Raw genomic sequence first — 25,524 nt, 5'->3', positions numbered from 1 at the left:
CGGCGCGGGTGCGGGCGGGCGGATCGGGGCGCGGGCGGCCGGGCGGATACGGGCGCGGACGCGGGCGGGCCGTGGCGGGTGGTCAGAGGCGTTCGACGATGGTGGCGATGCCCATGCCGCCGCCCACGCAGAGGGTGGCGAGGCCGTACCGCTTGTCCTGGCGCTCCAGCTCGTCCACGAGGGTGCCGAGGATCATGGCGCCGGTGGCGCCGAGCGGATGGCCGAGCGCGATGGCGCCGCCGTTGACGTTGATCCTGTCGAGGGGCAGGTCCATGTCGCGGGCGTAGCGCAGGACGACCGCGGCGAACGCCTCGTTGATCTCCACCAGGTCGATGTCGCCGATGGTGAGCCCGGCCTTGGCGAGGGCCTTGCGGCTGGCGGGGGCGGGGCCGGTGAGCATGATGGTGGGCTCGGAGCCGGAGACGGCGGCGGAGACGATCCGGGCGCGCGGCGTCAGCCCGTACCGCTCGCCGACCTCGCGGGAGCCGACGGCGACGAGGGCGGCGCCGTCCACGATGCCGGAGGAGTTCCCGGCGTGGTGGACGTGGTCGATCCGCTCCACCCAGTGGTACTTCTGCAGGGCGACGGCGTCGAAGCCGCCCGCCTCGCCGACGGTGGCGAACGACGGCCGGAGCGAGGCGAGGCTGTCGGCGGTGGTGCCGGGGCGCATGTGCTCGTCGTGGTCGAGGACGACGAGCCCGTTGCGGTCCCTGACCGGGACGACGGACCGGTCGAAGCGGCCCTCCTTCCAGGCGGTGGCGGCACGCTCCTGGGAGAGGGCGGCGTACTCGTCGACGTCCCGCCGGGTGAAGCCCTCGACGGTGGCGATGAGGTCGGCGCTGACGCCCTGCGGGACGAAGCGGGTGTCGTGGTTGGTCATCGGGTCGGACATCCAGGCGCCGCCGTCGGAGCCCATGGGGACGCGGGACATCGACTCGACGCCGCCGGCGAGGACGAGGTCCTCCCAGCCGGAGCGGACCTTCATGGCGGCCGTGTTGACGGCTTCGAGGCCGGAGGCGCAGTAGCGGTTCTGCTGCACCCCGGCGACGGTGTCGGGCAGCCCGGCCGCGATGGCCGCGATCTTGGCGATGTCGGAGCCCTGGTCGCCGAGCGGGGAGACGACGCCGAGCACGACGTCGTCGACGGCGGCGGGGTCGAGCCCGGGGAGGCGGTCGCGCATCTCGTGCATGAGGCCGACGACGAGGTCGATGGGCTTGGTGCCGTGCAGGGAGCCGTTCGCCTTGCCGCGTCCGCGCGGGGTGCGGATCGCTTCGTACACGTACGCTTCGGTGGTCACTGGGTCGGGCCTTTCGCGTCGCGGAGGTCGCTTGGACATCCGGGGTCAAGTCAGCCGAGCAGCGAGCGGCCGATGATCTCTTTCATGATCTCGGTCGTGCCGCCGTAGATGGTCTGGATCCGCCCGTCGGTGAACGCACGGGCGACGGGGTACTCGCTCATGTAGCCGTACCCGCCGTGGAGCTGGAGGCAGCGGTCGGCGACCCGTTTCTGGAGTTCGGTCGCCCACCACTTGGCCATGGAGGCGTGGACGGCGTCGAGTCCGCCGCCCTCCGCGTGGTCCTCGACGCACCGGTCGACGAAGGCGCGGGTGACGGCGCACTCGGTGGCCATCTCGGCGATCTCGAAGCGGACGTGCTGGAGCCTGGCGAGGGGCCTGCCGAACGCCTCGCGCTGCCTGACGTACGCGGTGGTGGCCTCCAGCAGGTGCTCGGCGCCGGCCGCGGCGGCGACGGCGATGGCGAGGCGCTCCTGGGCGAGGTGGGTCATCAGGTGGCCGAAGGCTCCGTCGGCGTCGCCGAGCAGGTTCTCCTTGGGGACGCGGACGTCGCGGAAGAACAGCTCGGCGGTGTCCTGGGCCTTCTGGCCGATCTTGTCGAGGTTGCGGCCGCGTTCGAAGCCGGGCGTACCGCGCTCCACGACGAGGAGGGACAGGCCGTGGGCGCCGCCCTCCGGGGTGGTCTTCGCGACGACGATGACGAGGTCGGCGAGGATCCCGTTGGAGATGAACGTCTTGGAGCCGTTGAGCAGCCAGTGGTCGCCGCGGTCCTCGGCCGTGGTGCGGATGCCCTGGAGGTCGGAGCCCGCGCCGGGCTCGGTCATGGCGATGGCGGTGATCGTCTCACCGGTGCAGAAGCCGGGCAGCCAGCGGCGCTTCTGCTCCTCGGTGCCGAGGTTCACCAGGTAGGGGCCGATGATGTCGTTGTGCAGGCCGAGGGCGAGGCCGGGCGCGCCGGCGCGGGCGAACTCCTCGGCGAGGACGGCGGCGTAGCGGAAGTCGGGGTTGCCGCCGCCTCCGTACTCCTCGGGCACGGCGACGCCGAGCAGGCCCTGGCGGCCGGCGGCGAGCCAGGCGTCGCGGGCGACGACGCCGTCCCGCTCCCACCGCGCGTAGTGGGGCAGGACCTCCTTGGCGAGGAAGGTGCGGACGGTCTCGCGGAACGCCTCGTGCTCGGCGTGGAAGAGGGTGCGCTTCAACTCGGCCTCCGGTCGGCGGCGGGGTCGGCGGGATGGGCGGGGCCGGCGGGGCGGGTGGGGGCTGCCGGGTGGGTGGTGTCCGTGGGGCGTGCGGGATCGGCGGGGTCGCCGTTGAGGCCCGGTACGTCCCAGTCGCGGGCGACCTCGGCGGCGTCGGCGCCCGGCCGCGCGGGCGGGCGGCGCACCGAGCCGGGGGTCGCGGAGAAGCGGGGCGCGGGCGCGGGCTGGGTGAGGCCGCCGTGGCGGGTGAACGCGGAGCGGGCGGCGAGGTGCGGGTGGCCGGGCGCCTCGCGCAGCGACAGGACGGGCGCGACGCAGGCGTCGGTCCCCTCGAACAGGGCGGTCCACTCGGCGCGGGTGCGGGTGCGGAAGCGGGCGGCGACGGCGTCGCGCAGCTCCGCCCAGCGGGCCGGGTCGTGGCGGGCGGCGGCGGTCTCGTCGTCGAGGCCGAGGAGCCGGGCGAACTCGTCGTAGAACCGCTGCTCCAGCGCCCCGACCGCCATGTGGTGGCCGTCGGAGGTCTCGTAGGCGCCGTAGAAGGGGCAGCCGCCGTCGAGGAGGTTGGCGCCGCGCCGGTCCTGCCAGGCGCCCGCGGCGAGCATGCCGTGGAGCATCGTGGCGAGGTGGACGGCGCCGTCGGCGACGGCCGCGTCCACGACCTGTCCCGCGCCGCCCTCGGAGCGGGCGTGGTGGAGGGCGGCGAGGACACCGGCGACGAGGTAGAGGGAGCCGCCCGCGTAGTCGCCGAGCAGGTTGGCGGGGACGGCCGGCGGCTCGTCCGGCGCGCCGATCACGGAGAGGGTGCCGGTGACGGCGATGTACGTGATGTCGTGGCCGGCGCGGGCGGCCAGCGGTCCGTCCTGGCCCCAGCCGGTCATCCGCCCGTACACCAGGCGCGGGTTGCGGGCGAGGCATGCGCGGGGGCCGACGCCGAGGCGTTCGGCGACGCCGGGACGGTAGCCCTCGATGAGGATGTCGGCCCGTTCGGCGAGGTCGAGCACGGTGGCGGGTCCGTCGCCGGCCTTGAGGTCGACGAGGACGGAGCGCTTGTTCCGGTTGGTGAGGTCGTACGCGGGGTCGATGCCGATCCCGGCGCCGCCGGGCCGGTCGACGCGGACGACGTCGGCGCCGAGGTCGGCCAGCAGCATGGCCGCGAACGGGGCGGGACCGATCCCGGCCAGCTCGACCACGCGCACCCCGCCGAGCGGGCCGTTCCCTGCCGCCGCCATCCGGCCTCCTCGCCTCGTCGCGGACGCCTCGTCGGTCGCCGCGCCGCGGTCGCCTCACCGTGGTCGCCGCGCCGCGGTCGCCGCGCCGCGGTCGCCGCGCCGTGGTCGTCCCCGTCGCGGCCGTCCCCGTCGGCGGGATGGCCGCGGCGCCGCGCCGCCGCCACGCCACTGTGACACTTCCGCTGTAACAGTGATGATGTTAAGAACGTGTTCCACTGCGCACAACCCCCTCCGACGGGGCCCGCGCTTCCCGGCCGGACGCGGACTCGCCCCGTCCGCGCCGGGACGGTTCCGGGGAGAGGCCCTACCCTCTGCCTTTCGTGGACCAGCCCACCAGAGCAGCGGCGGAGGACCGGATGGACACGCGGAACGACACGGCACGGACGTACGACGTGGTGCTCTTCGGGGCGACCGGCTTCGTCGGGGAGCTGACCGCCCGGTACCTCGCCGCGCACGCCCCTCAGGGCTGCCGCTGGGCGCTCGCCGGGCGGGACCGCGACCGGCTGGAGCGGCTGCGCGACCGGCTCTCGGCCGAGCACCCGGAGTGCGCCGGGGTGCCCCTGCTGGTCGCCGACGCGGGCGACGCCGCCGCGCTGCGGGGCCTCGCGGAGTCGGCGCGGGTGGTCGCGACGACGGTCGGCCCGTACCTCTGGTACGGCGAACCGCTCGTCGCCGCGTGCGCGGAGGCGGGTACCGACTACGTCGACCTGACGGGCGAGCCGGAGTTCGTCGACCTGATGTACGTGCGCCACGACGCGCGGGCGCGGGAGACGGGGGCGCGGCTGGTGCACGCCTGCGGCTTCGACTCGGTCCCGCACGACCTCGGCGTCTACTTCACCGTGCGGCACCTGCCGAGGGGCGTGCCGCTGCGGGTGGACGGGTTCGTGCGGTCGAACGCCGCCTTCTCGGGCGGCACCTTCGCCTCCGCGCTCACCGCGGCGGGCCGGGGGCGGCAGGCGGCGCGGGCGGCGCGGGACCGGCGGCTGCACGAGCCCCGGCAGGCGGATCGGCGGGCGCGGGCACCACTGGGCGCGCCCCGGTTCAGCCGCGAGACCGGCGCGTGGGCGCTGCCGCTGCCGACGCTGGACCCGCGCGTGGTGGAGCGGTCGGCGGCGGCGCTGCCCCTGTACGGCCCCGACTTCCGGTACCGGCACTACGCGGCGGTGCGGACCCTGCCGATGGCGCTGGGCGGCGCGGCGGCCGTCGGCGCGGGCGCGGCGCTGGCCCAGGTCCCGGCCGCGCGGCGGTGGCTGATGGGCCGTTACGAGCCGGGCCGCGGGCCGGACGCGGAGCGCCGGCGGCGGAGCTGGTTCCGGGTGCGGTTCGTCGGCGAGGGCGGCGGGCGGCGGGTGTGCGCGGAGGTGTCGGGCGGCGATCCGGGGTACGACGAGACGGCGAAGATGCTGGCCGAGTCCGCGCTGTGCCTCGCCCTCGACGAGGGCCTGCCGCCGGTGGCCGGGCAGGTGACGACCGCGGTCGCGATGGGCGACGCGCTGCTGGAGCGGCTGCGCGCGGCGGGCATCCGCTTCCGCGTGGCGGACGCCCGCTGAGGGCGGCGGGGCGGCGGGGCACCTGGCCGGAAGCGGTGCGGGGTGCCGGGGCGTGGGACCGGGACGCCGGGCCGGGACGCCAGGCGGGGCGCCGAGGCGGTCGTTCCCGTCCGAGGCGGGAGGGACGGCGCCGTCGGGGCGGCTGAACAGCCCGGCTGCGGGCGGGCCCCGGCCGGGTACCGGCGTGGCGGCGGGCCGGGCGCGGGCGGGAGCCGGCGCCTCCCGGCCAGGGGAGCCGTCAGGCGCCGCTCCCCCTCCGTACCGCCTCCGCGAGCGCGCCCCGGCACAGGGCGTCGGCGTGCCGGGTCGTCTCCGGCAGCCGGTAGCGGGGCGTCAGCGCCAGGGTGTGGGCGCACGCGCCGTCCAGGGTGATCCGGTGCCCGGCCGACACGAAGACCGGCTTGACGCCGTCGCGGGTGCGCACCGCGCGCCCGACCTCCTCGGTGCCGGCGAGCAGCGGGCTCGTGGCGCCCCGCGCGGGCCCCGGCTGCTCGTACGTGAAGGTGAACGGGTTCTTCGCCACGCCCAGCACCGGCAGCCCGGTGAGGACGCCCAGGTGGCTGGCGAGGCCGAAGCGGCGCGGGTGCGCCTGCCCGTAGCCGTCGCAGACGACGAGACCGGGCCCCGCCGACAGGGCGTCCAGGGCGGCGAGGACGGCGGGCAGTTCGCGGAACGCCAGGAGCCCCGGCACGTACGGGAAGGCCACCCGGCCGACCGCGGTCGCCCGGTCCACCACGTCGAGGGTGCGCGCGTCCAGCACCACGGCCGCCGCGGCGACGAGGTCCCGCTCGTCGTCGTACGCCACGTCCACCCCGGTCACCAGGCCCGTGCCGACCGGTGGCCCCGGCTCGTCCAGCACCACGCGGGTGCGCAGCCGGTCCTGCACCGCCAGCGCCTCGGTCTCGTCGGCGGGCCACCCGGCGGGCGTTTCGATGATCGTCATAGTGCCCGCAAGCCTAGGCGCCGCCGTCCCTCGGTGGGCGGGGTCGCGGGCGGAGGTCGGCCGCCGGCCCGGCCGCCGTACGAGCCCCGGCAGCCGGGTCGGGTGACGCAGGTCATATCCGTGCGCGGTGCACGCCGTGGCCGGATTCACCGTCCTCCCCCGTGAAGAGCGAGACCATCGAGGGAGCCGGACGTGTCCACCGTCATCGAACAGGCCCTGCAGGCCCGCCTCGTCGCGTCCGCTCCCCGCATGGACGTCGTCCCGGTCGTCCTGCGCTACGACCCCGCCGACCCCTTCGCCGTCCGCATGGCCTTCCCCGCGCCGGCGACCCTCGAAGGGGTGGAGGCGGAGTGGGCGTTCTCCCGCGACCTGCTCGCGGCCGGGGCGGACGCGCCCGCAGGCGTCGGCGACGTGCGGATCCGGCCGTACGGCCACGACCGTACGGTGGTGGAGTTCCACGCCGTCGAGGGCGTGGCCGTGGTCCACGTCCGCACCAGCGAGGTGCGCCGCTTCCTGCGCCGCACCCGGCAGGTGGTGCCCTCCGGGTGCGAGTACCTGTTCCTGGACCTGGACCGGGACCTCGCCCATCTGCTGCGCGACGCGCGCTGACCCGGTCACCTCACCGGGCCCCGCGCCCGGTCCCGCACCGGGCCGCCCGGGGCCGCCGTGCGGGCGCGGGCCGGGCCCGGCCGCCCGCGGTCCGCCACCCGTCGCCCGCCGCCCGTCGCCGCCGGCGGCGCGCGTCCCCGCCGCCCCCGGAAAACCGGTTGCCGCCCCGCCGGGCCCCGCCTAACGTCTTCCTCGGCCCATCGCCGTCGATCGGAGTAGGACATTGCTCGTCTGAGGTCCTGAGACACCGTGCCGCCGCACCCGCGCGCCTCCGCGTGCCGTGCGCGCCGCCCGTGTGCGACCTCGGCGTACGAGCCCGTCCCCCGCCCCTCCGCACGCACCGCCCCGTGAGGCGGTCGCGCCGCGTGGCGCCCGCGCCCCCGCCCAGGCCGCTCCCCCGGTGTCTCACCCGTTGCCCCGCACTCATCCCACCGCGACACGCGACTCGCCCAAGCCACGGAGCACACGGCACGCGGGCGACACGCGACGCGCATCACGCAACAGGGAGACGCTCATGTCACATCCCCCCACCACCGCCGCCCTCTCCTGCTCCCGCCTGTCCTTCTCCTGGCCCGACGGCACCCCCGTCCTCGACGAGCTGAGCGTGGGGTTCGGCCCCGGCCGGACCGGCCTCATCGGGCGCAACGGCTCGGGCAAGTCCACGCTGCTGAAGCTGCTCGCGGGCGAGCTGACCCCGGCCTCCGGGACCGTCCGGGCCGCCGGGGAGGTCGGCTACCTGCCGCAGGACGCCACCCTCGCCACGGACCGGCGGGTCGACGAGGTGCTGGGCATCGCCCGCGCGCGGGCCGCGCTGCACGCCATCGAGGCGGGCGACGTGCGGGAGGAGCACTTCGCGGCCGTCGGCGACGACTGGGACGTGGAGGAACGCGCCCGCGCCACGCTCGACCAGCTCGGCCTGGAGCGGGTGGACCTCGACCGCACCACCGGGGAGGTCTCCGGCGGCGAGTGCGTGCTGCTCCGGCTCGCCGCGCTGCTCGTCGCGCGGCCCGCCGTGCTGCTGCTGGACGAGCCGACCAACAACCTCGACCTGCACGCCCGGCGCCGGCTGTACGCGGCGGTCGCCGCCTGGCAGGGCGTCCTCGTCGTCGTCAGCCACGACCGGGAGCTGCTGGAGCGCGTCGACCGGATCGCGGAGCTGCGCGACGGCGGCGTCACCTGGTACGGCGGGCCCTACTCCCTGTACGAGGAGGCCGTCGCGGCCGAGCAGGAGGCGGCCGAGCGGATGGTGCGCGCCGCCGAGTCCGACGTACGCCGCCAGCGCCGCGAACTGGCCGAGGCGCAGGTCAAACTGGCCAAGCGCAAGAGGTACGGGGACAAGCAGGCCGCCAACAAGGTCGTGCCGCCCATCGTCGCCGGCGGCCTCAAGCGGGCCGCGCAGGTGTCGGCGGGCAAGCACAGGGCCGTGCACGCCCAGCGCCTGGAGCAGGCGCGGGAGCGGCTGGACGAGGCCGTGGAGGCCGTACGGGACGACGACGCGATCCGGGTGGAGCTGCCGCACACGGCCGTCCCGCCGGGCCGGGGCGTGCTGCTCCTGCGCGACCTGACGCTGCGCCACGGGGGACGGCTGGACGGGGAGTTCGAGGTGCGAGGCCCGGAGCGGGTGGCCCTGGTGGGCCGCAACGGGTCGGGCAAGTCCACGCTGCTGCGGACCGTCGCCGGGGAGCTGGAGCCGGTCGCGGGCGAGGTGGCGGTGCGGGTGCCGCACCGTTTCCTGCCGCAGCGGCTGGACGTGCTGGACGACGGGCTGACGGTCGTGGAGAACGTGGCCCGGTTCGCGCCCGGCGCGACGCCGAACCGGGTCCGGGCGCGGCTCGCGCGGTTCCTGTTCCGGGGCGCGGCGGCGGACCGGCCGGCGGGCACCCTGTCGGGTGGCGAGCGGTTCCGGGCGACGCTGGCGGCGCTGCTGCTGGCGGAGCCGGCCCCGCAGCTGCTGATGCTGGACGAGCCGACGAACAACCTGGACCTGGCCAGTGTGCGCAGTCTCACCCAGGCGCTGGAGGCGTACGAGGGGGCACTGCTCGTGGCCTGCCACGACGAGCCGTTCCTGGAGGCGATCGGCGTCACACGGCGCCTGGACATGGACCGGCTCACCCCACCGCATAACGGCGGGTAACCGGTCATAGCCGGATCCGGGCTTGGCGAGGGCTTTACGGCCCGCTTAACCTACGGTCTCGTAACCTACGAGCCCGTAGGTAGTGATCCGTTTTTCCAGGAGCCCCCGTGACCCTTACCTCTCCCCACCTCGGCAGTTCGGCCCAGTGGACTGATGCCCGGCTGCTGTACGCGTTGGAAGAGGTGGTCGAGAAGGAGCTGAACCGCCACCTGAAGGTGGCGAAGGACTGGATGCCCCACGAGTACGTGCCGTGGTCGGACGGCCGGAACTTCCCCGGCCTCTTCGAGGACGGCGAGGCGTGGGAGCCGGCCCAGTCCAAGGTGTCCGACGTGGGCCGGATCGCCCTGGTGGTGAACCTGCTCACGGAGGACAACCTGCCGAGCTACCACCACGAGATCGCCTCCCTCTTCGGCCGGGACGGCGCCTGGGGCACCTGGGTGCACCGCTGGACCGCCGAGGAGGGCCGCCACGGCATCGTGATGCGGGACTACCTGCTCGCGTCGCGGGCCGTGGACCCGGACCAGCTGGAGCGGTTCCGGATGACGCACATGAGCGAGGGCTTCGAGTCGGACAACCGGCACTCGATGCTGCACTCGGTGGCGTACGTGGCGTTCCAGGAGCTGGCGACGCGGATCTCGCACCGCAACACCGGGCACCAGTCGGGCGACCCGGTGTGCGACCGGATGCTGGCGCGCATCGCGCTCGACGAGAACCTGCACATGGTGTTCTACCGGAACCTGCTGGGAGCGGCGTTCGAGCTCGCCCCCGACCTGACGATGAGCGCGGTGCGCGACGTGGTGGTCAACTTCCGCATGCCCGGCCACGGCATGCCCGGCTTCGAGCGCGCGGCGGCCCAGATGGCGATCGGCGAGATCTACAACATGCGCATCCACCACGACGACGTGCTCCAGCCGGTGCTGCGGTTCCTGCGGGTGCTGGAGATCGACGGCCTCGGCCCGGAGGGCCTGAAGGCGCAGGAGGAGCTGGGCCTGTACATGAACGGCCTGGACTCGGAGGCGTCGAAGTTCGACGAGAAGCTCGCCGCGCGCAAGGCCCGCATGGCGGCCCGCGCCGCGCGCTGACGGCCGCCGGCCCGGCGCCGTGCGGCCGGCCGGCCGGCCGCACGTCCGGTGCTCGGCGGCGCCCGGCGCCCTGCGGCGTCCGGGCATCCGGCATCCGGCATCCGGCATCCGGCATCCGGCATCCGGCATCCGGCAGAGCGTCCCCGGCGAGGCCCGGTGCGCGGCGGCCGCCGCTCAGGCCGCGGACGAGGAGCGCCGCCGCCTCAGCTCGTACCGCTCCTGCTCGGAAAGGCCGCCCCAGACGCCGAACCGCTCGTCGTGCGTGAGCGCGTACTCCAGGCACGCCTCGCGGATCTCGCAGAGCCCGCACAGGAACTTCGCCTCGCGGGTGGAGGAGCCCGGCTCCGGGAAGAACAGCTCGGGGCCGGTCTGGGCGCACAGGGCGCTCTCCTGCCAGGACGGCTCGGCGCCGGCCGGGACGGCGACGGCCGAAACGGCGGAGGCGGCGGCCGGGCGAACGGCGGAGGCCGGGACTGCGGCCGGGCGAACGGCGGAGCGGACTGCGGAACGGGCTGCGGTGCGGACCGCGGCGCGGTCTTCGAAGGTGTGCGTCGGCATGCGGACCACGCTGCCCGACGCCGATAAACGACTCCTCAACGCCGGATCAACGCCCGGCGGGCGCTCGCTCCGGCGTGAGCCAGGATGGCCCCCCGCGCGGTGGCGGGACAAGGGGTTCCCCGGCCGGGCGTGTCACCCCGCGTCGCGCGCCGGTGCCAGGACCGCGAAGCGGGCCCCGTAGGGGTCGGTGAGCTTGGCGCTCCGCCCGAGGCCCGGCAGGTCGGCGGGCCCCCGGCGGATCTTGCCGCCGGCGCGTTCGGCCTCCGCCACGGCGGCGTCGAGGTCGCCGACCGCGAAGTACGGCGTCCACGACGGCCCGTCGGCCGCCTCCGCCGGGTCGTCGGCGAGCGGGACGACGGCGCCGAACGCGTCGGCCGGTGAGGCCGTGCCGGTACCGGCCGGCTGGAGCAGCGTGTAGGTCGCGCCCGTGGCCCCGGCCGCGTCCGTGTGGGCCTCCGTGCCGAAGACCATGTCGTAGAAGGACAGGTCGGCGACGGGGTCCGGGGTGTACAGCTCGGTCCAGCACAGGGCGCCCTCCTCGCCCACCGCGTCGAGGCCCTTCATGCCGCCGGGCTGCCACACGCCGAAGCCCGTCCCGGTGGGGTCGGTGAACAGGGCCATGCGGCCGAGGTCCATGACGTCCATCGGATCGAGGGCGACGCTGCCGCCGCCCGCCCGCACGGCGGTGGCGGCGCCCTCGGCGTCGGGGGTGCGGAAGTACAGCGTCCAGGCGGAGGGGCCCTGCTCGGGCGGTACGGCCATGCCGCCCGCGACGGTCCGGCCGTCCTTCGTGAACATCCCGTAGCCGCCGACCTCGGCGCCGCCCGCTGTGAACTCCCAGCCGAACAGGGACCGGTAGAACGCGCTCGCCCCGTCGATGTCGGGGGTGCCGAGGTCCACCCAGATGGGCGTCCCGGTGACGAAACGGTTGGTCAGCATGGAGGTGTCACTCCTTCTTGGCGCGGCTCGGCTGTACGCGCCTGGGCTCTCCGGGCATCTTCGGGTGGTCCGGCGGGTACGGCAGGTCTCCGAGGCCGTGGTCCCGCTCGTCGCGCTCGGCCAGCTCCAGCAGCCCCTCCAGGCCGAAGGCGTGGTCGTCCATGTCCGCGTGGACGTCGCCCAGCTCCGCGTACCGGGCGGGCATGGTGAGCAGGTCGAAGTCGCGCGGGTCGGCCGCGTCCAGCTCGTCCCAGCGCAGCGGCGCGGAGACGGGGGCGTGCGGCCGGGGGCGTACGGAGTAGGCGGAGGCGATGGTGCGGTCGCGGGCCGTCTGGTTGTAGTCCACGAAGATCCGCTCGCCGCGCTGCTCCTTCCACCAGGCGGTGGTGACCTCGCCGGGCATCCGGCGCTCCAGTTCGCGGCCGACCGCGATGGCGGCGCGGCGCACCCCGGTGAACGTCCAGCGCGGCTCGATCGGCACGAAGACGTGCAGGCCGCGCCCGCCGGACGTCTTGGGCCAGCCGCGCAGCCCGTACTCGTCGAGGAGGGCGCGCAGCTCGTGGGCGGCGCGGACCGCGTCGGCGAAGCCCGTGCCGGGCTGGGGGTCGAGGTCGATGCGCAGCTCGTCGGGGTGCTCGGTGGCGTCACCGCGCACCGGCCAGGGGTGGAAGGTGAGGGTGCCGAGGTTGGCGGCCCACAGGACGGCGGCGACCTCGGTGGGGCGGATCTCGTCGGCGGAGCGTCCGCTGGGGAAGGCGATGTGGGCGGTGGGGATCCAGTCGGGGAGGTTCCTCGGGGCCCGCTTCTGGAAGAACGACTCGCCGCCGACACCGTCCGGGAAGCGCTCCAGGGTGGTGGGGCGGTCGCGCAGCGCGCGGGTGACGCCGTCGCCGACGGCGAGGAAGTACCGGGCGACGTCCAGCTTGGTGAACCCGCGCTCCGGGAAGTACACCTTGTCCGGGTTGGACAGGCGCACGGTCCGCCCACCGGCCTCCAGCTCCACCGCTTCTCCCATGGGCGCCACGGTAGGCGGAGCACGTACAACGCGCATATCGGGATGGTCCGGGCGCAGAATCGTGCCATGGACCTGCCGGTGATGCCGCCCGTGAAGCCGATGCTCGCCAAGAGCGTCAAGACGATCCCGCCGGGGATGCAGTACGAGGCGAAGTGGGACGGCTTCCGGGCCGTCGTCCACCGCGACGGCGACGAGGTGGTCATCGGCAGCCGCACCGGCAAGCCGCTGACCCGGTACTTCCCCGAGCTGGTGGACGCGGTGCGCGAGCGGCTGCCGCGACGGTGCGTGGTGGACGGCGAGATCGTGGTCGCGCACGGCGGCCGGCTCGACTTCGACCGGCTCTCCGAGCGCATCCACCCTGCGGACTCGCGGGTGCGGACGCTGGCGGAGCGGACTCCGGCCCGGTTCGTCGCCTTCGACCTGCTGGCGCTGGACGACGCGTCCCTGATGGACGCGCCGCTCAGCGAGCGGCGGGCGGCGCTGGAGCGGGTGCTCGGCGGGGTGCGGCCCCCGGTGCACGTGGCGCCCGCCACCACCGATCCGGCGGTGGCGGAGCGGTGGTTCGAGCGGTACGAGGGCGCCGGCCTGGACGGGGTGGTCGCCAAGCCGCTCGACCTGCGCTACCGGCCGGACGTGCGGGCCATGTACAAGATCAAGCACGAGCGGACGGCGGATGTGGTGGTGGCCGGCTACCGGCTCCACAAGAGCGGTCCGGTCGTGGGCTCCCTGCTGCTCGGTCTGTACGACTCCGGTGGCGTCCTCCAGCACGTCGGGGTGTGCGCCGCGTTCACCGCGGCGCGGCGCGCGGAGCTCGTCGAGGAGCTGGCGCCGCTGGTCATGGACCCGCCCGACGGGCACCCGTGGGCGTCCTGGGCCGAGGCCGCCGCGCACGAAGGGGCGCGGCTCCCGGGTGCGCCGAGCCGCTGGACCGGCCGGAAGGACCTGTCGTGGGTGCCGCTGCGCCCGGAGCGGGTGTGCGAGGTGGGGTACGACCACATGGAGGGCGACCGGTTCCGGCACACCGCGCAGTTCCGCCGGTGGCGCCCGGACCGCACCCCGGAGAGCTGCGGCTACGGGCAGCTGGAGGAGCCGGTGTCGTACGACCTGGACGAGGTGCTCTCGGGCGCGTGAGGGGTGCGGGGGGGCGGGGGCGAGGGATGCGAGGGGCGCGGGGGATGCGGGGGGTGCGGGGGGTGCGAGGGGTGCGCGGGTGCGGGGGGATGCGCGAGCGTTCCCTGGGGCGGCGCGGGCCGTTCCGGATCACCGCCGCGCGGGCCTGAAACGTCCCAACGGTTGCAGGACGATTACGGACGGGAGGCCGTATCGGGGCCCGCGAGCCGTCACCATGGTGGAGTACATCCCGCACCCGGCGCCTGCCACGGGCAGGACAGCAGTAAAGGACCTCACGTGACCGTGTCGCGTCTCATCCCCGTCCCGATCCCCGACCACGTCGCCGCCCTGATCGGGTCCTGCATGCCGCCGGGCGTGCTCCAGGCGGAGATCGACGCCGAATGCGCCGCGCGCGAGGTGCGCCGCTTCCGCGGTCCGATGTGCCCCGAGGACCAGGCCGACCGGGAGCACGCCCTGGCGACGCTGGCCCGCGCCAACAAGGTCCTCGCCGCGTACCATCCGGGCCTCGTGCTGCGGCCCGGCGGCGGCGTCCGCTGACCGTCAGCCGAAGGTCCCGTCCACGTAGAGCCACCGGCCGCCGGCCTGCTCGAAGCGGCTGCGCTCGCGCAGCTCGCCGGGCTCGCCCCGATGGGTGTAGCGGGCGGTGAAGGCCACCGTGCCGGTGGTGTGGAACGGCGTGCCGTCGCGCGTGTCCAGGATCTCCAGGCCGGTCCAGCGCATGTCCGGGTCGAAGTCGACGTCGCGCGGGCGGGTCGCCGGGGCCCAGGTGGCCAGCAGGTACGCCGCGTCGCGGACCACGAAGGCGCTGTAGCGGGAGCGCATCAGCCGCTCGGCGGTCGGGGCCGTGGCCGCCCCCGTGTGGAAGCGCCCGCAGCACTCCCCGTACGCCGCGGGCAGCCCGCAGGGGCAGGGCCCGTCCGGGCGGACGGCGGGCGCCGGGCCGGGCGCGGCGGCGGACCTCGGGCGGGCCTTCGGGCCCGGTGCGGCGGCGGCCGCCGGGCGGGACGTGCGTCGGGGCGTGCGTCGGGACATGCCGGCCATTGTGCCCCAGGAGCGGTTTCGGGCCATTGTGGGCGGGCCCCGCCCACGGTGGTTCCGGGTCCGCGGGGGCGCCCCTATCCTCCTGCGCCGGACAGGTGGTTACCTCCGGTAAAGGGGTGGGCATGGACGGTACGGGTACGACGCGGCGCACGTTCGTGGCGGGTGCGACCGCCGTCACCGGGGCCGGCCTCGCCGGGACGGCGGTCGTCGCCGGGGCCGGGCAGGCCCGCGCGGCCGGGCCCGCCACCGCGGGGGCGGGGCGCGCCCGTCCGGCGCCGGCCGGCACGGTCGCCGTCCTGGGCGGCGGCGTCGCCGGGCTGACGGCCGCGCACGAGCTGGCCGAGCGGGGCTTCGCCGTGACCGTGTACGAGCGGCGGGCCCTCGGCGGCAAGGCGCGCAGCATGGACGTGCCCGGCAGCGCCGCGGGCGGGCGGCGCCCGCTCCCCGCCGAGCACGGCTTCCGCTTCATCCCGGGCATCTACCACAACCTCCCCGACACGATGCGGCGCATCCCCTACCCGGGGAACCCGGACGGCGTGTACGGCAACCTGGTCGCACCCGGCGAGATGATGATGGCCCGCACCGGCCGCGAGGACCTGCGCCTGCCCATCCCGTGGCCCGGCCACCGGCCGGAGCCGCTCACCCTCGACGAGCTGCGCCGCGCCCTGACCGCGCTGCTGGAGACGGCCGTCCGGCTGCCCGCGCACGAGGTGGCGTACTTCGTCGGCCGCGCCCTGGTGTTCCTGACGAGCTGCCAGGAGCGGCGCGACGGGCAGTGGGAGCGCACCCCGTGGTGGGAGTTCACGCGGGCCGCCCGGATGTCCGCCGACTACCAGCGGCTCCTCGCCGTCGGCGTGACCCGGAACATCGTCGCCACCAAGGCCGAGGAGGCCAGCACCCGCACGGTCGGCACCCTCGGCGAGGCGTTCGTGCTGAACGCGCTCGGCCGGGGCGCGGACGGCCCCCCGGACCGCATCCTGAACGCGCCGACGAACGAGGCCTGGATCGACCCGTGGGTCGCCCACCTGCGCGCCCTGGGCGTGGAGTTCAGGGTGGGCTGGACGCTGCGGGAGCTGCGCCACGGCGACGGGCGGATCACCGCCGCGCTGGTCGACGGCCCCGACGGGACCCGCCGGGCGGTCGCCGCCGACCACTACGTCTGCGCCCTGCCGGTGGAGCACGCCCGCCGCACGTGGGGCCCGGCGCTGCGGGCCGCCGACCCCCGGCTGGCCCGCTGCGACCGGCTGCGCACGGACTGGATGACGGGCATCCAGTTCTATCTGACCGAGCGCCCGCCGCTGGTGCGGGGCCATGTGAACTGCGTCGACTCGCCCTGGGCGCTGACGGCCATCGCGCAGGCCCACCACTGGGCGGGACGGGACTTCGCCGGGGTGTACGGCGACGGGACGGTGGTGGACTGCCTGTCCGTCGACGTCTCCGAGTGGGACCGGCCGGGCGTCCTGTACGGGAAGACCGCCAAGCAGTGCACCCGCGAGCAGGTGGCGCGGGAGGTGTGGGCGCAGCTCAAGGCCGCCCTCAACGACACGGGCGCGCCGGCGCTCAGGGACGGGGCGCTCCACTCGTGGTTCCTGGACCCCGGCGTGGACGGCCTGGGCACGCCGCACCCGACCAACGAGGACGAGCTGCTGATCCACCCGGTGGGCACGTTCCACGACCGGCCGCCGGCCGCGACGCGGGTGCCGAACCTCTTCCTCGCGGGCGACTACGTCTCCGTCGACATCGACCTGGCGACCATGGAGGGCGCGAACGCCTCGGCCCGGCAGGCCGTCAACGCCCTGCTGGACCGGACCGGTTCGACGGCGCCGCGCTGCGCGGTGACCCCGCTGTTCCGGCCGCCCGAGCTGGAGCCGCTGAAGCGGCACGACCTGGCCCGGTACCGCCTGGGGCTGCCCAACGCCCTCGACTTCGGCTGACCTCGACGCAGTAGCGTACGGGCATGAGGCTGACGATTCTGGGCGGCGGCGGGTTCCGGGTGCCCCTGGTGTACCGGGCGCTGCTGGCCGACCGGGGCGAGGGGCGCATCGACCGGGTCGTCCTGCACGACGTGGACCCCGCCCGGCTGGCGGCCATCCGCCGGGTGCTGGCCGAGCAGGCGGACGGGGTGGCGGACGCGCCGGCCGTGACGGCGACGACCGACCTGGACGCGGCCCTGACGGGCGCGGACTTCGTCTTCTCGGCGATCCGGGTCGGCGGTCTCGCCGGGCGGGCCGCCGACGAGCGGGTGGCGCTCGCCGAGGGCGTGCTGGGCCAGGAGACCGTGGGCGCGGGCGGGATCGCGTACGGCCTGCGGACCGTGCCGGTGGCGGTGGACATCGCCCGGCGCGTGGCGCGGCTGGCCCCGGACGCCTGGGTCGTCAACTTCACCAACCCGGCCGGCCTGGTGACGGAGGCGATGTCGCGGGTGCTGGGCGACCGCGTGATCGGCATCTGCGACTCGCCGGTGGGCCTGGGCCGCCGCGTGGCACGGGTGCTGGGCGCCGACCCGGCGCGGGCGTGGATCGACTACGCGGGCCTGAACCACCTGGGCTGGCTGCGGGGGCTGCGGGTCGGCGGGCGGGACCTGCTGCCGGACCTGCTGGCGGACGAGGCGGCGCTCGGCTCCTTCGAGGAGGGACGCCTCTTCGGCGCCGCGTGGCTGCGCTCGCTGGGCGCGATCCCCAACGAGTACCTGCACTACTACTACGCCAACCGCGAGACCGTGCGGGCCTACCGGGAGGCGGAGCGGACGCGCGGCGCCTACCTGCGCGACCAGCAGGCCGGGTTCTACACGGCGGCGGCCCGCCCCGAGGTGCGGGCCCTGGACGCCTGGCGGCGCACCCTGGCCGAGCGGGAGGCCACGTACATGGCCGCGAACCGGGAGGCGGCGGGCGACGCGGGGGGCCGCGCCCCGGAGGACCTGGAGCCGGGCGGGTACGAGCGGGTGGCGCTCGCGCTGATGCGCGCCGTCGCCCGCGACGAGCGGGCCACGCTGATCCTGAACGTCCGCAACCGGTCGGCGCTGCCGGGGCTGGACGCGGACGCGGTGGTCGAGGTGGCGTGCCTGGTCGACGCGAACGGCGCCCACCCGGTGGCGGTCGCGCCGCTGCCGTACCACGCGCTGGGGCTGGTGGCGGCGGTGAAGGCGGTGGAGCGGGAGGTGCTCGCGGCGGCGGAGAGCGGGTCGCGGGAGGCGGCGGTGAAGGCCTTCGCCCTGCACCCGCTCGTCGACTCGGTGGCCGTGGCCCGGCGGCTGCTCGACGCGTACCGCGCGGAGCATCCGGGGCTGGCCTACCTGGGCTAGGCGCACCCCCGGTGAGGAGGGGGACGCGACTGCCGGGCGCCGGGGGCTTCGCCCCCGCCGGGGCCTCCCGTCCTGGACGGCGGGCCCCGGCGGGGAGGGGCGTCACGGCTTGCGGGCGACACCCGCGTAGCCGGGGATGGGGGCGTCACCGGCGACCGGGACGGGCTCGCCCAGCTCCGGGTGCCACTCGGCGGTCAGGGTGACGCCGGGCTCGACCAGCTCCAGCCCGTCGAAGAAGCGGGTCAGCTCCTCGCGGGTCCGGGGCCGCAGGGTCAGGCCGCGCCCCTGGTACATGGCGCGCGCCTTCGCCGCACCCTCCGGGTCGAACTCGCCCGTCACATGGGACAGGACGAGGTAGCTGCCCGGTGCGAGCCGCTCGACGAGGCGGGCCACCAGCTCGTACGCCCCGTCCTCGTCGTCCACGAAGTGGAGCAGGGCCAGCATGGACAGCGCGATCGGCTGCGCGAAGTCGAGGACGTCCCCGGCGCGTTCCAGGATGGTCTGCGGGTCGCGGGCGTCGGCCTGGATGTACGAGGTGGCGCCCTCCGGGGTGGAGCGCAGCAGTGCCTCGGCGTGGGCGAGGACGATCGGGTCGTTGTCGCAGTAGACGATGCGCGACTCGGGCGCGACCTGCTGGGCGATCTGGTGCAGGTTCGGCTCGGTGGGGATGCCGGTGCCGATGTCCAGGTACTGGCGGACGCCCGCCTTGCCGAGCCACCGGGTGGCGCGGTGCATGAACGCCCGGTTCACCCGAGCCATGTCGCGTCCGCGCGCGTCGATGGTGAGGAGCTGGCGGGCCATCTCCTCGTCGACCGGGTAGTTGTCCTTGCCGCCGAGGAACCAGTCGTACATCCGGGCCGGATGCGGCTTGCTGGTGTCGATCCGTACGCCTTCGGTGGTCGCGCCGTCGGTGGCGGTGTCGTTCCCGGTCATCGGCTGCTCCAGAATCGGGGTGATCGGGGGTGGCTGTGTGCTCGCTGTCTCGGGGTGGTGCGCCGCGCGGTGCGGCCCGCGCGGGCCGCACCGTGGGGGTGACACTGTATGACGCGGGGTCAGCTGCGGCTTCGTCAGGTACGGCTTGGCCGATGCGACTTGGGCGGGTGTGCGACCTGGGCCGTACACGACCGGGGTCGATGTGCGACTTCGGTGAGCTACGGCTTCGGGCAGGTACTCCCTCGGGCAGGTACACCTCCGGTGGGTGCGCCTCCGGTGGGTGCGCCTCTGGTGGGTGCGCCTCCGGTAGGTGCGTCTCCGGTCAGGTCAGCAGGAAGTCGGCCTGTCCCGACTTGGCGCCCTGGATGAACGCGGCGATCTCGGCGGGGGTGTAGATGAGGGCGGGGCCGTCCGGATCCGCCGACTGGCGCACCGCGACCCTGCCGTCGGCCAGCTTCATGGCCTCGATGCAGTTGCCGCCGTTGCCGCCGCTCCACGGCTTGTGCCACCCGTCGGCGCCGAGGTCGGCGGCGGGCATGCCGTTGTATATGCGAACCATTCACAGCTCCTTGCGGAAAGCCCGGAGGATTTCCTTCGTGCGTTGTGCGGTGGCGGCCTGCGCCGCCATGCGGTCCATGACCTCGAGGTGGGAGGCCACCTCGGGGCGCGCGTCGAGGTAGACGGCGCCGGTCAGGTACTCGCTGTAGACCATGTCCGGCAGTTCGGGCACGGCGAACCGGAAGAGGACGAAGGGGCCGTACGCGCCGGGGTGCAGACCGGTCGCGAACTCGGCGACCTGCAGGGTGATGTGGGGCTGCTCCGCCGCCTCGGCCAGCCGGTCGAGCTGGGCGCGCATCAGCGCGGGCCCGGTGCCGGGCGGGCGGCGCCGCAGCACCGTCTCGTCCATGATCACCCAGAACCTCGGCGCGTCGTCGCGCGTCAGCAGGGCCTGCCGCTCCATGCGCAGCGCGACATGGCGCTCGATGTCCTCGGGGCCCACCTGGCCGACCGCGCCGGCCCGCAGCACCGCGCGGGCGTACTCCTCGGTCTGGAGGAGGCCGGGGACGAAGTGCGGCTCGTAGGACCGGATCACGCTGGCCGCGCCCTCCAGGCTGACGTGCATGCTGAACCAGCCGGGCAGCACGTCGTGGAACCGCTGCCACCAGCCGGGCTTGTTGGCGTCCTCGGCGAGGCGCACGAAACCGTCGGCCTCGTCGCGGTCGACGCCGTACGCCTGGAGGAGCAGCTGGACGTAGGGGATCTTGAGGGCGACCTCGGCGGTCTCCATGCGCCGGACCGTGGCCGGGGCCACGTGCAGGACCTTGGCGGCCTCTTCCCGCTTGAGACCCGCCCTCTCCCGCAGATCCTGCAACCGTCTACCGAGAACGACCTGTCCCACGGTGGGGGCGGACCGCGGCTCGCTCACTTCTGACCTCCCCACGCGCTTTTTGGTCGAGTGTGCCATGTGTGACGGCCAGAGAGAACACCGCACTCTGCAATTTTCACAGTGCCACTTGCCAAGTGTCCGCGACGGGAGGAAAGTATTCCGATGAACCAGTCGGTGAACCAGTTCACGCGGCTGCCGCGCGCTCTGCCCCGAGGAGATGCGCCGCTCGGCGCCGCTCCCATGTGAGGAATCGGTCGTGGCACCTGGTAATGCGCTCACCCCCCAGCTCATAGCCGCTCGACCGGTGACCCCCGCGTCACATCCTCATGGACTGCCCCACGCACCCCGCCCGTACGCGCATCCGGCCCGGTCGCACACAGCCGACGTCCGCCGCTTCGCCTTCGAGCTGCCCGCCCGCGCCGAGGCCGTCGCCAGGGCACGCCGGCTCGTCGTGGAGCGCCTCGCCCGGTGGGGCGTCGGCGGGGACGTGCGGGACACCGCCGAACTGGTCGTCTCCGAGCTGTTCACCAACGCCGTCGTCCACACCGCGAGCGGCCGCGTCGTCTGCGAGCTGCGCGACCGGGGCGAGCACGTGCGCATAGCCGTCCACGACGAGGGCTGCCGGGTCACGGGGCCCCGGCTGCGCACGGCCGACCGTGAGGAGTGCGGACGCGGCCTGCTGCTCGTCGACGCCATGTGCGCGGCCTGGGGCAGCCACGACGCGCGGCACGGGGCGGGCCGCGTCGTCTGGGCCGAGCTGCTCCACGACACGGCGGCGCCATGCTGAGGTCGATGGTGGCACTGCTGCACGGGGGGCACGGGCCACACGGCTCCCCTGGTGCCCGTGGTCCTCAGGGATCCCAGGGTCCTCAGGGATCCCAGGGTCCGCGCGGGTATCAGGGTTCGCATGGACCGCAGGGTTCGCAGAGTTCCCAGGGCGATCAGGGGGCTCACGATTCCCAAGGGGCTCGTGGTTCTCATGGTTCTCAGGGGACGTACGGTCCGCCTCGGCCCCATGGGCCGCACGGGCTGCACGGCGCGCACGGCCACCGCGGGGGCCCGGTCGGCGAGACGTCCCTCGGCGGGGCGTCCCTCGGCGAGACGTCCCTCGGCGGGGCGTCCCTCGGTGAGGTCCAGCTCACGCCGCCGCCCCATCTGCCGGCCGCACTCGGCTGCGACGCCGTCGGCGTGCCCGCCCGTCACGGGCTGCGGCTGCTGAGCCGACTGCCCGGCAACGGCTGCGTCTTCGCCGACTCCGACTGGTGGTGGTGGCTCGTCCCGGCCGGCTCGGACGCGGACCTGCGCTGGCCGCTGCCCGCCTGCTACGCGCCCGGCGGTTACGTCCCCGACCGGCAGCCCCGCCTGATGCGGCGCCCCGGAACGACGTCCCCGTACACGCCGCCGATCCCGCTGTACCTCATGGTCTGCCAGCTCACCGGCACGGCCCCGGCCTGGACGGTGCCGGACCTCGGTTCCCGCATCTGATCGGGGCGCGGCGGCGCGCGCGACCCGGGGGCGCGGGTGACCGCTCGCACGGACCCGGCGGCCGTGCGTGCCGCGCGCGTGGGCCGGATCGGGGCCGGATTGGCTACGGTCGGCGGCATGACGACCGCCGCTCCCCCGTTCGCCGACGCCCTCGCCTCGCCGTCCGCCGCCCTCGTCCTCGACGGGGGACTCTCCCACCAGCTGGAGTCCGCCGGTCACGACCTCGGCGACGCGCTGTGGTCGGCGCGGCTCCTCGTCGAGGACCCCGAGGCCCTGGTCGCCGCCCACCTCGCCTTCTACGAGGCCGGGGCCGACGTCGTGACGAGCGCCGGCTACCAGGCCACGTTCGAGGGGTTCGCCCGCCGGGGCATCGGCCGTGAGTGCGCCGCCGGACTGCTGGCGCTCTCGGTGGACCTGGTCCGGCGGGCCGCCCGCCGCGCCGCCGCCGCCGGTGCGGGCCGCCCCCTGTGGGTCGCCGCGTCCGCAGGCCCCTACGGGGCGATGCTCGCCGACGGGTCGGAGTACCGGGGCCGGTACGGCATCGGCACGGCCGCGCTGGAGGCCTTCCACCGGCCGCGCCTGGAGGTCCTGGCCGCCGCCGCGCCGGACGTCCTGGCCCTGGAGACCGTGCCGGACGCCGACGAGGCCCGCGCGCTGCTGCGGGCGGTGCGGGGGCTGGGCGTACCGGCCTGGCTGTCGTACACCGTCAGCGGCGACCGGACGCGGGCGGGGCAACCGCTGGAGGAGGCGTTCGGTCTGCTGGCCGACGCGGAGGAGGTCGTCGCGGTCGGCGTGAACTGCTGCGCGCCCGAGGACGCGTTGCGGGCGGTGGAGGTGGCGGCCCGTGTGACAGGCAAGCCGGTGGTCGTGTACCCGAACAGCGGGGAGCGGTGGGACGCCGCCGCGCGGGGCTGGCGCGGGAGGCCCGCCTTCTCCGCCGATCTGGCGGAGGAGTGGCGGGAGGCCGGGGCGCGGCTGATCGGAGGCTGCTGCCGGGTCGGCCCGGACACCGTGGCGGCGGTGGCGGAGCGGTTGCGGGGGCGAGGGCCAGGGCGGGACCAGGGGGCGCAGGGGTGATCGGGTGCGTAGGGGTTCGGCGGGTCCGGGTGGGGGCTGTGAGGCGGGGGCTGGGAGGGGGCTGCGGGTGAGGGCGCAGGGCGTGAGGGCGTAGGGCGTGAGGGCGTACGGGATGAGCCGTACGGGATGAGCCGCACGGGATGGGGCCGCACGGGATGGGGCCGACGGGGCAGGCCGCATCAGGGGTGCTCCCGTAGGGGGCTTTCGGGCCCGTGGGGCTCCGCTTAGGGTGGGGTGCCGCATAGGAAGCGCTTACCATCACCGCTCACGGTTCGGAAGGAACGCCATGCCGCGTACGGGGAGCACCGCCGGGCCGACGTTGGCGGTGGTGGCCCGCGAGGCCGGGGTGTCGGTGCCGACGGCGTCGAAGGTGGTCAACGGCCGCGACGACGTGGCGCCCGAGACCCGCCGCCGGGTGACGGAGGTCCTGGACCGGCTCGGATACGTGCGCCGCCGCCGCGGCGGGCCGCCGAAGCCGCACGGCATGATCGACCTGGTGCTGGCCTCGCCGCTCGGCGGGGGCGCCGAGGGTTCCGCGGTGCTGCACGGGGTGGAGCGGGCCGCCCACACCGAGGGCCTGGAGGTCGTGGTGTCGGCCGGGCGCCACCTGGGGCGGGACCGGCTGGACCGGCTGGCCGCCCGCGGCACGGCGGGGGTGCTGTTCCACGGGGACGCGCCGAGCGCGGCGCAGCGGGCGTGGCTGGCCCGGCACCGGGTGCCGTACGTGCTGGTGGACCCGTGGGGGGAGCCTCCGCGGGGAGCGGCGTGGGTGGGCGCGGCCGACCGAGGGGGCGGCCGCGCGGCCGCGGCGCATCTGCTGGCGCTGGGCCATGAGCGGATCGCCGTGCTCGCCGCCGCCGCGCCGGGGCGGGCCGGCGCCGGGTGGCTGGCGGGCTGGCGTGAGGCGGTCACCGGGGCGGGGCTGCCGGAGCGGGCCGCGTACGTGCGCCGCGTCGGGGCCGGCGAGCCGGGGCCGTGCGGGGCGCGGCTGCGGACGCTGGAGCTGCTGGAGCTCCCGGAGCCGCCGACGGCGGTGTGCGTCGGCTCGGACGCGTGGGTGCCGGGGGTGTACGGCGCCCTCGCCGAGCGGGGCCTGCGGGTGCCGGACGGCATGGCGGTCGTGGGGTACGGCGACCTGCCGGAGGCGCGGTGGGCGGTGCCGGGGCTGACGACGGTGCGGCGGCCGGTGGCGGAGATGGCCGGGGCCGCGCTGGCCCTGCTGGCGCGCCTGGCGCCGGGCGGGGCGGCGGACGGCTTACCGGTGGAGCTGGAGACGGAGCTGGTGGTCCGTTCGAGTACGGCGCCGCCCGGTGGGTCCTCGCCACGGGCGGGGAGCGCGGGGGCGGGCGGTCAGCGGTAGGCGGCGGAGACGCTGTAGGCGTAGACCCCGACCAGGGCCATCACGCCGAGGAGGATGGCCCAGGACGTGAGGCCGGTGTGCCGCGAGCGGCCCTTGCGGGGGCGGGGCCCGCCCGCACGGCCCGTACGCGCGCCCTTCCCGCCGCGCCGCGCGGACTTGGCGCCCGCGCGAGCGGACTCCGCGCGTACGGCTCCGGACGGCACCGCGTCGGCGGCTGCCTCGGCCAGCACGCGGCGGCAGACGGCGGCCAGTTCTCCCCGGCCGACGGAGAGGCTCACGACGACCTCGGAGCGGGCGGGCGCGGTGGTCCCGCCGTCGAGTATGCGGCCCGCCCGGACGAGCACGTCGTCACGGGTGCCGCGCGGCGAGAGGCTGACCCACCGCCGTACGTGCTCGCCCCGGATGACGACACCGCCCGACCGCTCCCGGTACAAGGTGTGCTCCCGCCACAGGAGCGGCGCCAACTCCCGTGCCACATCGATGAGTCGCGCGTGCATGGTCTTCCCTCCGCTCCGCCACACGCGCCCCGAACACGCATGCGCACGGGAACTGTAGCGGTCGCCACCGACAGCCCGTCACCAGGCACCGCTCCCCCGGCCGCCCGCGACCGCACCCCCTGCGCCCCGCCGTACGGCGCCGCCCTCCGCAGCCCCCGCCGGCACCCCCGGCGCCCTCGCCGCACCCCACCGGCACCACCCTCCCTCGTAAGCCCCAAAGGCCCATTGCACCCCTATACTCAGGCCATGCGCACCCCCATGATCAGACGGGCCGCCCCCGAGGACGCGCAGCGCCTCACCTCACTGGTCCGGACGTCCGGCGCCTATCGCGGGCCCTACGCGGCGATGGTCGCCGGGTACGACGTCACACCCGAGTACGTGAGCCGCCACGAGGTCTTCGCGGCGGTGGGCACCGGCAACCGGATCCTCGGCTTCTACGCGCTCATCCTGGCGCCGCCCGAGCTGGACCTGGCGTTCGTCGCGGACGACGCCCAGGGGGCGGGCGTCGGGCGCCTGCTGATGGAGCACATGCTCACCCGCGCCGGGGAGGCGGGGCTCTCCGAGGTGCGGGTGATCGCCCACCCGCCGGCCGAGCCCTTCTACCGGAGGATGGGAGCCGAGCGTGTCGGCATGTCGCCCCCGATTCCGCCGAAGGTGACCTGGGAGCGCCCGGAGCTGCGCTTCGCACTGCCCTGACCCCGAAGGGCCGCCCCGCCGCGACCCCGGACCGCGAGGCGTCAACCACCAGTTGACACCCAGA

General features: G+C 75.6%; 25 protein-coding genes. 13 read left to right on the top strand and 12 right to left on the bottom strand.

The window, feature by feature from the left end; genetic code table 11:
* Window positions 1-82: 82 nt before the first annotated feature.
* The 3 genes from CP974_RS26670 to CP974_RS26660 are packed head-to-tail and all read right to left on the bottom strand — an operon-like array spanning window position 83 to window position 3,722.
* The gene (locus CP974_RS26670) at window positions 83-1,297 is read right to left on the bottom strand and encodes an acetyl-CoA C-acetyltransferase (RefSeq protein WP_031132539.1); all 1,215 of its coding nucleotides are present in this window, start codon (window positions 1,295-1,297) and stop codon (window positions 83-85) included.
* 50 nt (window positions 1,298-1,347) lie between these two features.
* Window positions 1,348-2,493: an acyl-CoA dehydrogenase family protein gene (locus CP974_RS26665; RefSeq protein WP_031132537.1), complete on the bottom strand. Its 1,146-nt coding sequence runs from the start codon at window positions 2,491-2,493 to the stop codon at window positions 1,348-1,350.
* Complete coding sequence (locus CP974_RS26660; protein WP_150485865.1) at window positions 2,490-3,722, bottom strand: CaiB/BaiF CoA transferase family protein; 1,233 nt, start codon at window positions 3,720-3,722, stop codon at window positions 2,490-2,492. Before CP974_RS26660 ends, CP974_RS26665 begins: the two co-directional genes overlap by 4 nt.
* Before the next feature lie 356 nt (window positions 3,723-4,078).
* Between CP974_RS26660 and CP974_RS26655 the strand changes: the two genes are divergently transcribed.
* Window positions 4,079-5,272: a saccharopine dehydrogenase family protein gene (locus CP974_RS26655; protein ID WP_031132533.1), complete on the top strand. Its 1,194-nt coding sequence runs from the start codon at window positions 4,079-4,081 to the stop codon at window positions 5,270-5,272.
* Between the two features lie 238 nt (window positions 5,273-5,510).
* Here CP974_RS26655 and CP974_RS26650 read toward each other — a convergent pair whose 3' ends face one another.
* Window positions 5,511-6,215, bottom strand: coding sequence for an endonuclease V (locus tag CP974_RS26650; RefSeq protein ID WP_031132531.1), 705 nt, complete (start codon window positions 6,213-6,215; stop codon window positions 5,511-5,513).
* A 192-nt stretch (window positions 6,216-6,407) separates the two neighbouring features.
* Between CP974_RS26650 and ssgD the strand changes: the two genes are divergently transcribed.
* From ssgD to CP974_RS26635, 3 genes are all read left to right on the top strand, one after another.
* On the top strand, window positions 6,408-6,824 hold the full coding sequence (ssgD, locus tag CP974_RS26645; protein ID WP_031132529.1) for a spore wall synthesis regulator SsgD: 417 nt from the start codon (window positions 6,408-6,410) through the stop codon (window positions 6,822-6,824).
* A gap of 514 nt (window positions 6,825-7,338) precedes the next feature.
* Window positions 7,339-8,958 carry an ABC-F family ATP-binding cassette domain-containing protein gene (locus tag CP974_RS26640; protein WP_031129934.1) on the top strand — a complete coding sequence of 540 codons (1,620 nt, stop codon included), beginning with the start codon at window positions 7,339-7,341 and terminating at the stop codon, window positions 8,956-8,958.
* Between the two features lie 107 nt (window positions 8,959-9,065).
* Window positions 9,066-10,040 (top strand): acyl-ACP desaturase, encoded by a 975-nt coding sequence (locus CP974_RS26635; RefSeq protein WP_031129935.1) that lies wholly within the window; start codon window positions 9,066-9,068, stop codon window positions 10,038-10,040.
* Window positions 10,041-10,214: 174 nt separating this feature from the next.
* Here CP974_RS26635 and CP974_RS31040 read toward each other — a convergent pair whose 3' ends face one another.
* The 3 genes from CP974_RS31040 to ligD all read right to left on the bottom strand — a co-directional run bounded on the left by CP974_RS31040 (window position 10,215) and on the right by ligD (window position 12,552).
* Window positions 10,215-10,598: a WhiB family transcriptional regulator gene (locus CP974_RS31040; protein ID WP_078915458.1), complete on the bottom strand. Its 384-nt coding sequence runs from the start codon at window positions 10,596-10,598 to the stop codon at window positions 10,215-10,217.
* 132 nt (window positions 10,599-10,730) lie between these two features.
* Window positions 10,731-11,537 (bottom strand): VOC family protein, encoded by an 807-nt coding sequence (locus CP974_RS26625; RefSeq protein WP_031129937.1) that lies wholly within the window; start codon window positions 11,535-11,537, stop codon window positions 10,731-10,733.
* A 7-nt stretch (window positions 11,538-11,544) separates the two neighbouring features.
* Window positions 11,545-12,552, bottom strand: coding sequence for a non-homologous end-joining DNA ligase (ligD, locus tag CP974_RS26620; protein ID WP_031129939.1), 1,008 nt, complete (start codon window positions 12,550-12,552; stop codon window positions 11,545-11,547).
* A gap of 66 nt (window positions 12,553-12,618) precedes the next feature.
* On the opposite strand from ligD, the gene CP974_RS26615 reads away from it, so the two are divergent.
* Together CP974_RS26615 and CP974_RS26605 are read left to right on the top strand one after the other, a co-directional pair.
* Window positions 12,619-13,683, top strand: a complete 1,065-nt coding sequence (locus tag CP974_RS26615) for an ATP-dependent DNA ligase (RefSeq protein ID WP_031129941.1) — start codon at window positions 12,619-12,621, stop codon at window positions 13,681-13,683.
* A gap of 276 nt (window positions 13,684-13,959) precedes the next feature.
* Entirely contained in the window at window positions 13,960-14,220 is a 261-nt protein-coding gene (locus tag CP974_RS26605) for a hypothetical protein (protein ID WP_031129942.1), read from the top strand.
* Between the two features lie 3 nt (window positions 14,221-14,223).
* On the opposite strand, the gene CP974_RS26600 is transcribed toward CP974_RS26605, so the two are convergent.
* Window positions 14,224-14,715, bottom strand: a complete 492-nt coding sequence (locus tag CP974_RS26600; protein WP_037937243.1) for a YchJ family protein — start codon at window positions 14,713-14,715, stop codon at window positions 14,224-14,226.
* Window positions 14,716-14,846: 131 nt separating this feature from the next.
* Here CP974_RS26600 and CP974_RS26595 point away from each other — a divergent pair, with 131 nt between their 5' ends.
* Together CP974_RS26595 and CP974_RS26590 are read left to right on the top strand one after the other, a co-directional pair.
* Complete coding sequence (locus tag CP974_RS26595) at window positions 14,847-16,658, top strand: hydroxysqualene dehydroxylase (protein WP_031129945.1); 1,812 nt, start codon at window positions 14,847-14,849, stop codon at window positions 16,656-16,658.
* A 23-nt stretch (window positions 16,659-16,681) separates the two neighbouring features.
* On the top strand, window positions 16,682-18,025 hold the full coding sequence (locus CP974_RS26590; protein WP_031129947.1) for a 6-phospho-beta-glucosidase: 1,344 nt from the start codon (window positions 16,682-16,684) through the stop codon (window positions 18,023-18,025).
* Between the two features lie 102 nt (window positions 18,026-18,127).
* Here the strand turns inward: CP974_RS26590 and CP974_RS26585 are convergent, their stop codons facing one another.
* From CP974_RS26585 to CP974_RS26575, 3 genes are all read right to left on the bottom strand, one after another.
* The gene (locus CP974_RS26585; protein ID WP_037937230.1) at window positions 18,128-18,958 is read right to left on the bottom strand and encodes an SAM-dependent methyltransferase; all 831 of its coding nucleotides are present in this window, start codon (window positions 18,956-18,958) and stop codon (window positions 18,128-18,130) included.
* A gap of 322 nt (window positions 18,959-19,280) precedes the next feature.
* Window positions 19,281-19,517 (bottom strand): DUF397 domain-containing protein, encoded by a 237-nt coding sequence (locus tag CP974_RS26580; RefSeq protein WP_031129950.1) that lies wholly within the window; start codon window positions 19,515-19,517, stop codon window positions 19,281-19,283.
* Complete coding sequence (locus tag CP974_RS26575) at window positions 19,518-20,384, bottom strand: Sco1979 family transcriptional regulator (RefSeq protein WP_031129951.1); 867 nt, start codon at window positions 20,382-20,384, stop codon at window positions 19,518-19,520. It lies immediately after the preceding gene.
* A 217-nt stretch (window positions 20,385-20,601) separates the two neighbouring features.
* Between CP974_RS26575 and CP974_RS26570 the strand changes: the two genes are divergently transcribed.
* The 4 genes from CP974_RS26570 (at window position 20,602) to CP974_RS26555 (ending at window position 24,267) form a co-directional block, all read left to right on the top strand.
* Window positions 20,602-21,132, top strand: coding sequence for an ATP-binding protein (locus CP974_RS26570; RefSeq protein ID WP_373276778.1), 531 nt, complete (start codon window positions 20,602-20,604; stop codon window positions 21,130-21,132).
* 242 nt (window positions 21,133-21,374) lie between these two features.
* Window positions 21,375-21,830 (top strand): hypothetical protein, encoded by a 456-nt coding sequence (locus CP974_RS30530; protein WP_373276779.1) that lies wholly within the window; start codon window positions 21,375-21,377, stop codon window positions 21,828-21,830.
* A 117-nt stretch (window positions 21,831-21,947) separates the two neighbouring features.
* Complete coding sequence (gene mmuM, locus CP974_RS26560) at window positions 21,948-22,907, top strand: homocysteine S-methyltransferase (protein ID WP_037937233.1); 960 nt, start codon at window positions 21,948-21,950, stop codon at window positions 22,905-22,907.
* 286 nt (window positions 22,908-23,193) lie between these two features.
* Window positions 23,194-24,267, top strand: coding sequence for a LacI family DNA-binding transcriptional regulator (locus CP974_RS26555; protein WP_031129956.1), 1,074 nt, complete (start codon window positions 23,194-23,196; stop codon window positions 24,265-24,267).
* On the opposite strand, the gene CP974_RS26550 is transcribed toward CP974_RS26555, so the two are convergent.
* Window positions 24,258-24,764, bottom strand: a complete 507-nt coding sequence (locus CP974_RS26550) for a hypothetical protein (protein WP_031129957.1) — start codon at window positions 24,762-24,764, stop codon at window positions 24,258-24,260. The two genes, CP974_RS26555 and CP974_RS26550, sit on opposite strands and share 10 nt — an antisense overlap.
* 246 nt (window positions 24,765-25,010) lie before the next feature.
* Between CP974_RS26550 and CP974_RS26545 the strand changes: the two genes are divergently transcribed.
* Window positions 25,011-25,460: a GNAT family N-acetyltransferase gene (locus CP974_RS26545; protein ID WP_031129958.1), complete on the top strand. Its 450-nt coding sequence runs from the start codon at window positions 25,011-25,013 to the stop codon at window positions 25,458-25,460.
* Window positions 25,461-25,524: the final 64 nt, after the last annotated feature.

This window comes from Streptomyces fradiae ATCC 10745 = DSM 40063 (genome assembly GCF_008704425.1).
GTDB classification, from domain to species: Bacteria; Actinomycetota; Actinomycetes; order Streptomycetales; family Streptomycetaceae; genus Streptomyces; species Streptomyces fradiae.
Note: the sequence above shows the minus strand (reverse complement) of the source record. Positions and strands in the feature narration are given on the sequence as shown.

Bases quoted from the DNA above. Each gene is read 5' to 3' on its own strand.
- CP974_RS26660 (WP_150485865.1), bottom strand. From the start codon at position 3,722: ATGGCGGCGGCAGGGAACGGCCCGCTCGGCGGGGTGCGCGTGGTCGAG.
- CP974_RS26655 (WP_031132533.1), top strand. From the start codon at position 4,079: ATGGACACGCGGAACGACACGGCACGGACGTACGACGTGGTGCTCTTC.
- CP974_RS26650 (WP_031132531.1), bottom strand. From the start codon at position 6,215: ATGACGATCATCGAAACGCCCGCCGGGTGGCCCGCCGACGAGACCGAG.
- CP974_RS26640 (WP_031129934.1), top strand. From the start codon at position 7,339: ATGTCACATCCCCCCACCACCGCCGCCCTCTCCTGCTCCCGCCTGTCC.
- CP974_RS31040 (WP_078915458.1), bottom strand. From the start codon at position 10,598: ATGCCGACGCACACCTTCGAAGACCGCGCCGCGGTCCGCACCGCAGCC.
- CP974_RS26625 (WP_031129937.1), bottom strand. From the start codon at position 11,537: ATGCTGACCAACCGTTTCGTCACCGGGACGCCCATCTGGGTGGACCTC.
- ligD (WP_031129939.1), bottom strand. From the start codon at position 12,552: ATGGGAGAAGCGGTGGAGCTGGAGGCCGGTGGGCGGACCGTGCGCCTG.
- CP974_RS26615 (WP_031129941.1), top strand. From the start codon at position 12,619: ATGGACCTGCCGGTGATGCCGCCCGTGAAGCCGATGCTCGCCAAGAGC.
- CP974_RS26600 (WP_037937243.1), bottom strand. From the start codon at position 14,715: ATGTCCCGACGCACGCCCCGACGCACGTCCCGCCCGGCGGCCGCCGCC.
- CP974_RS26595 (WP_031129945.1), top strand. From the start codon at position 14,847: ATGGACGGTACGGGTACGACGCGGCGCACGTTCGTGGCGGGTGCGACC.
- CP974_RS26590 (WP_031129947.1), top strand. From the start codon at position 16,682: ATGAGGCTGACGATTCTGGGCGGCGGCGGGTTCCGGGTGCCCCTGGTG.
- CP974_RS26585 (WP_037937230.1), bottom strand. From the start codon at position 18,958: ATGACCGGGAACGACACCGCCACCGACGGCGCGACCACCGAAGGCGTA.
- CP974_RS26580 (WP_031129950.1), bottom strand. From the start codon at position 19,517: ATGGTTCGCATATACAACGGCATGCCCGCCGCCGACCTCGGCGCCGAC.
- mmuM (WP_037937233.1), top strand. From the start codon at position 21,948: ATGACGACCGCCGCTCCCCCGTTCGCCGACGCCCTCGCCTCGCCGTCC.
- CP974_RS26555 (WP_031129956.1), top strand. From the start codon at position 23,194: ATGCCGCGTACGGGGAGCACCGCCGGGCCGACGTTGGCGGTGGTGGCC.
- CP974_RS26550 (WP_031129957.1), bottom strand. From the start codon at position 24,764: ATGCACGCGCGACTCATCGATGTGGCACGGGAGTTGGCGCCGCTCCTG.
- CP974_RS26545 (WP_031129958.1), top strand. From the start codon at position 25,011: ATGCGCACCCCCATGATCAGACGGGCCGCCCCCGAGGACGCGCAGCGC.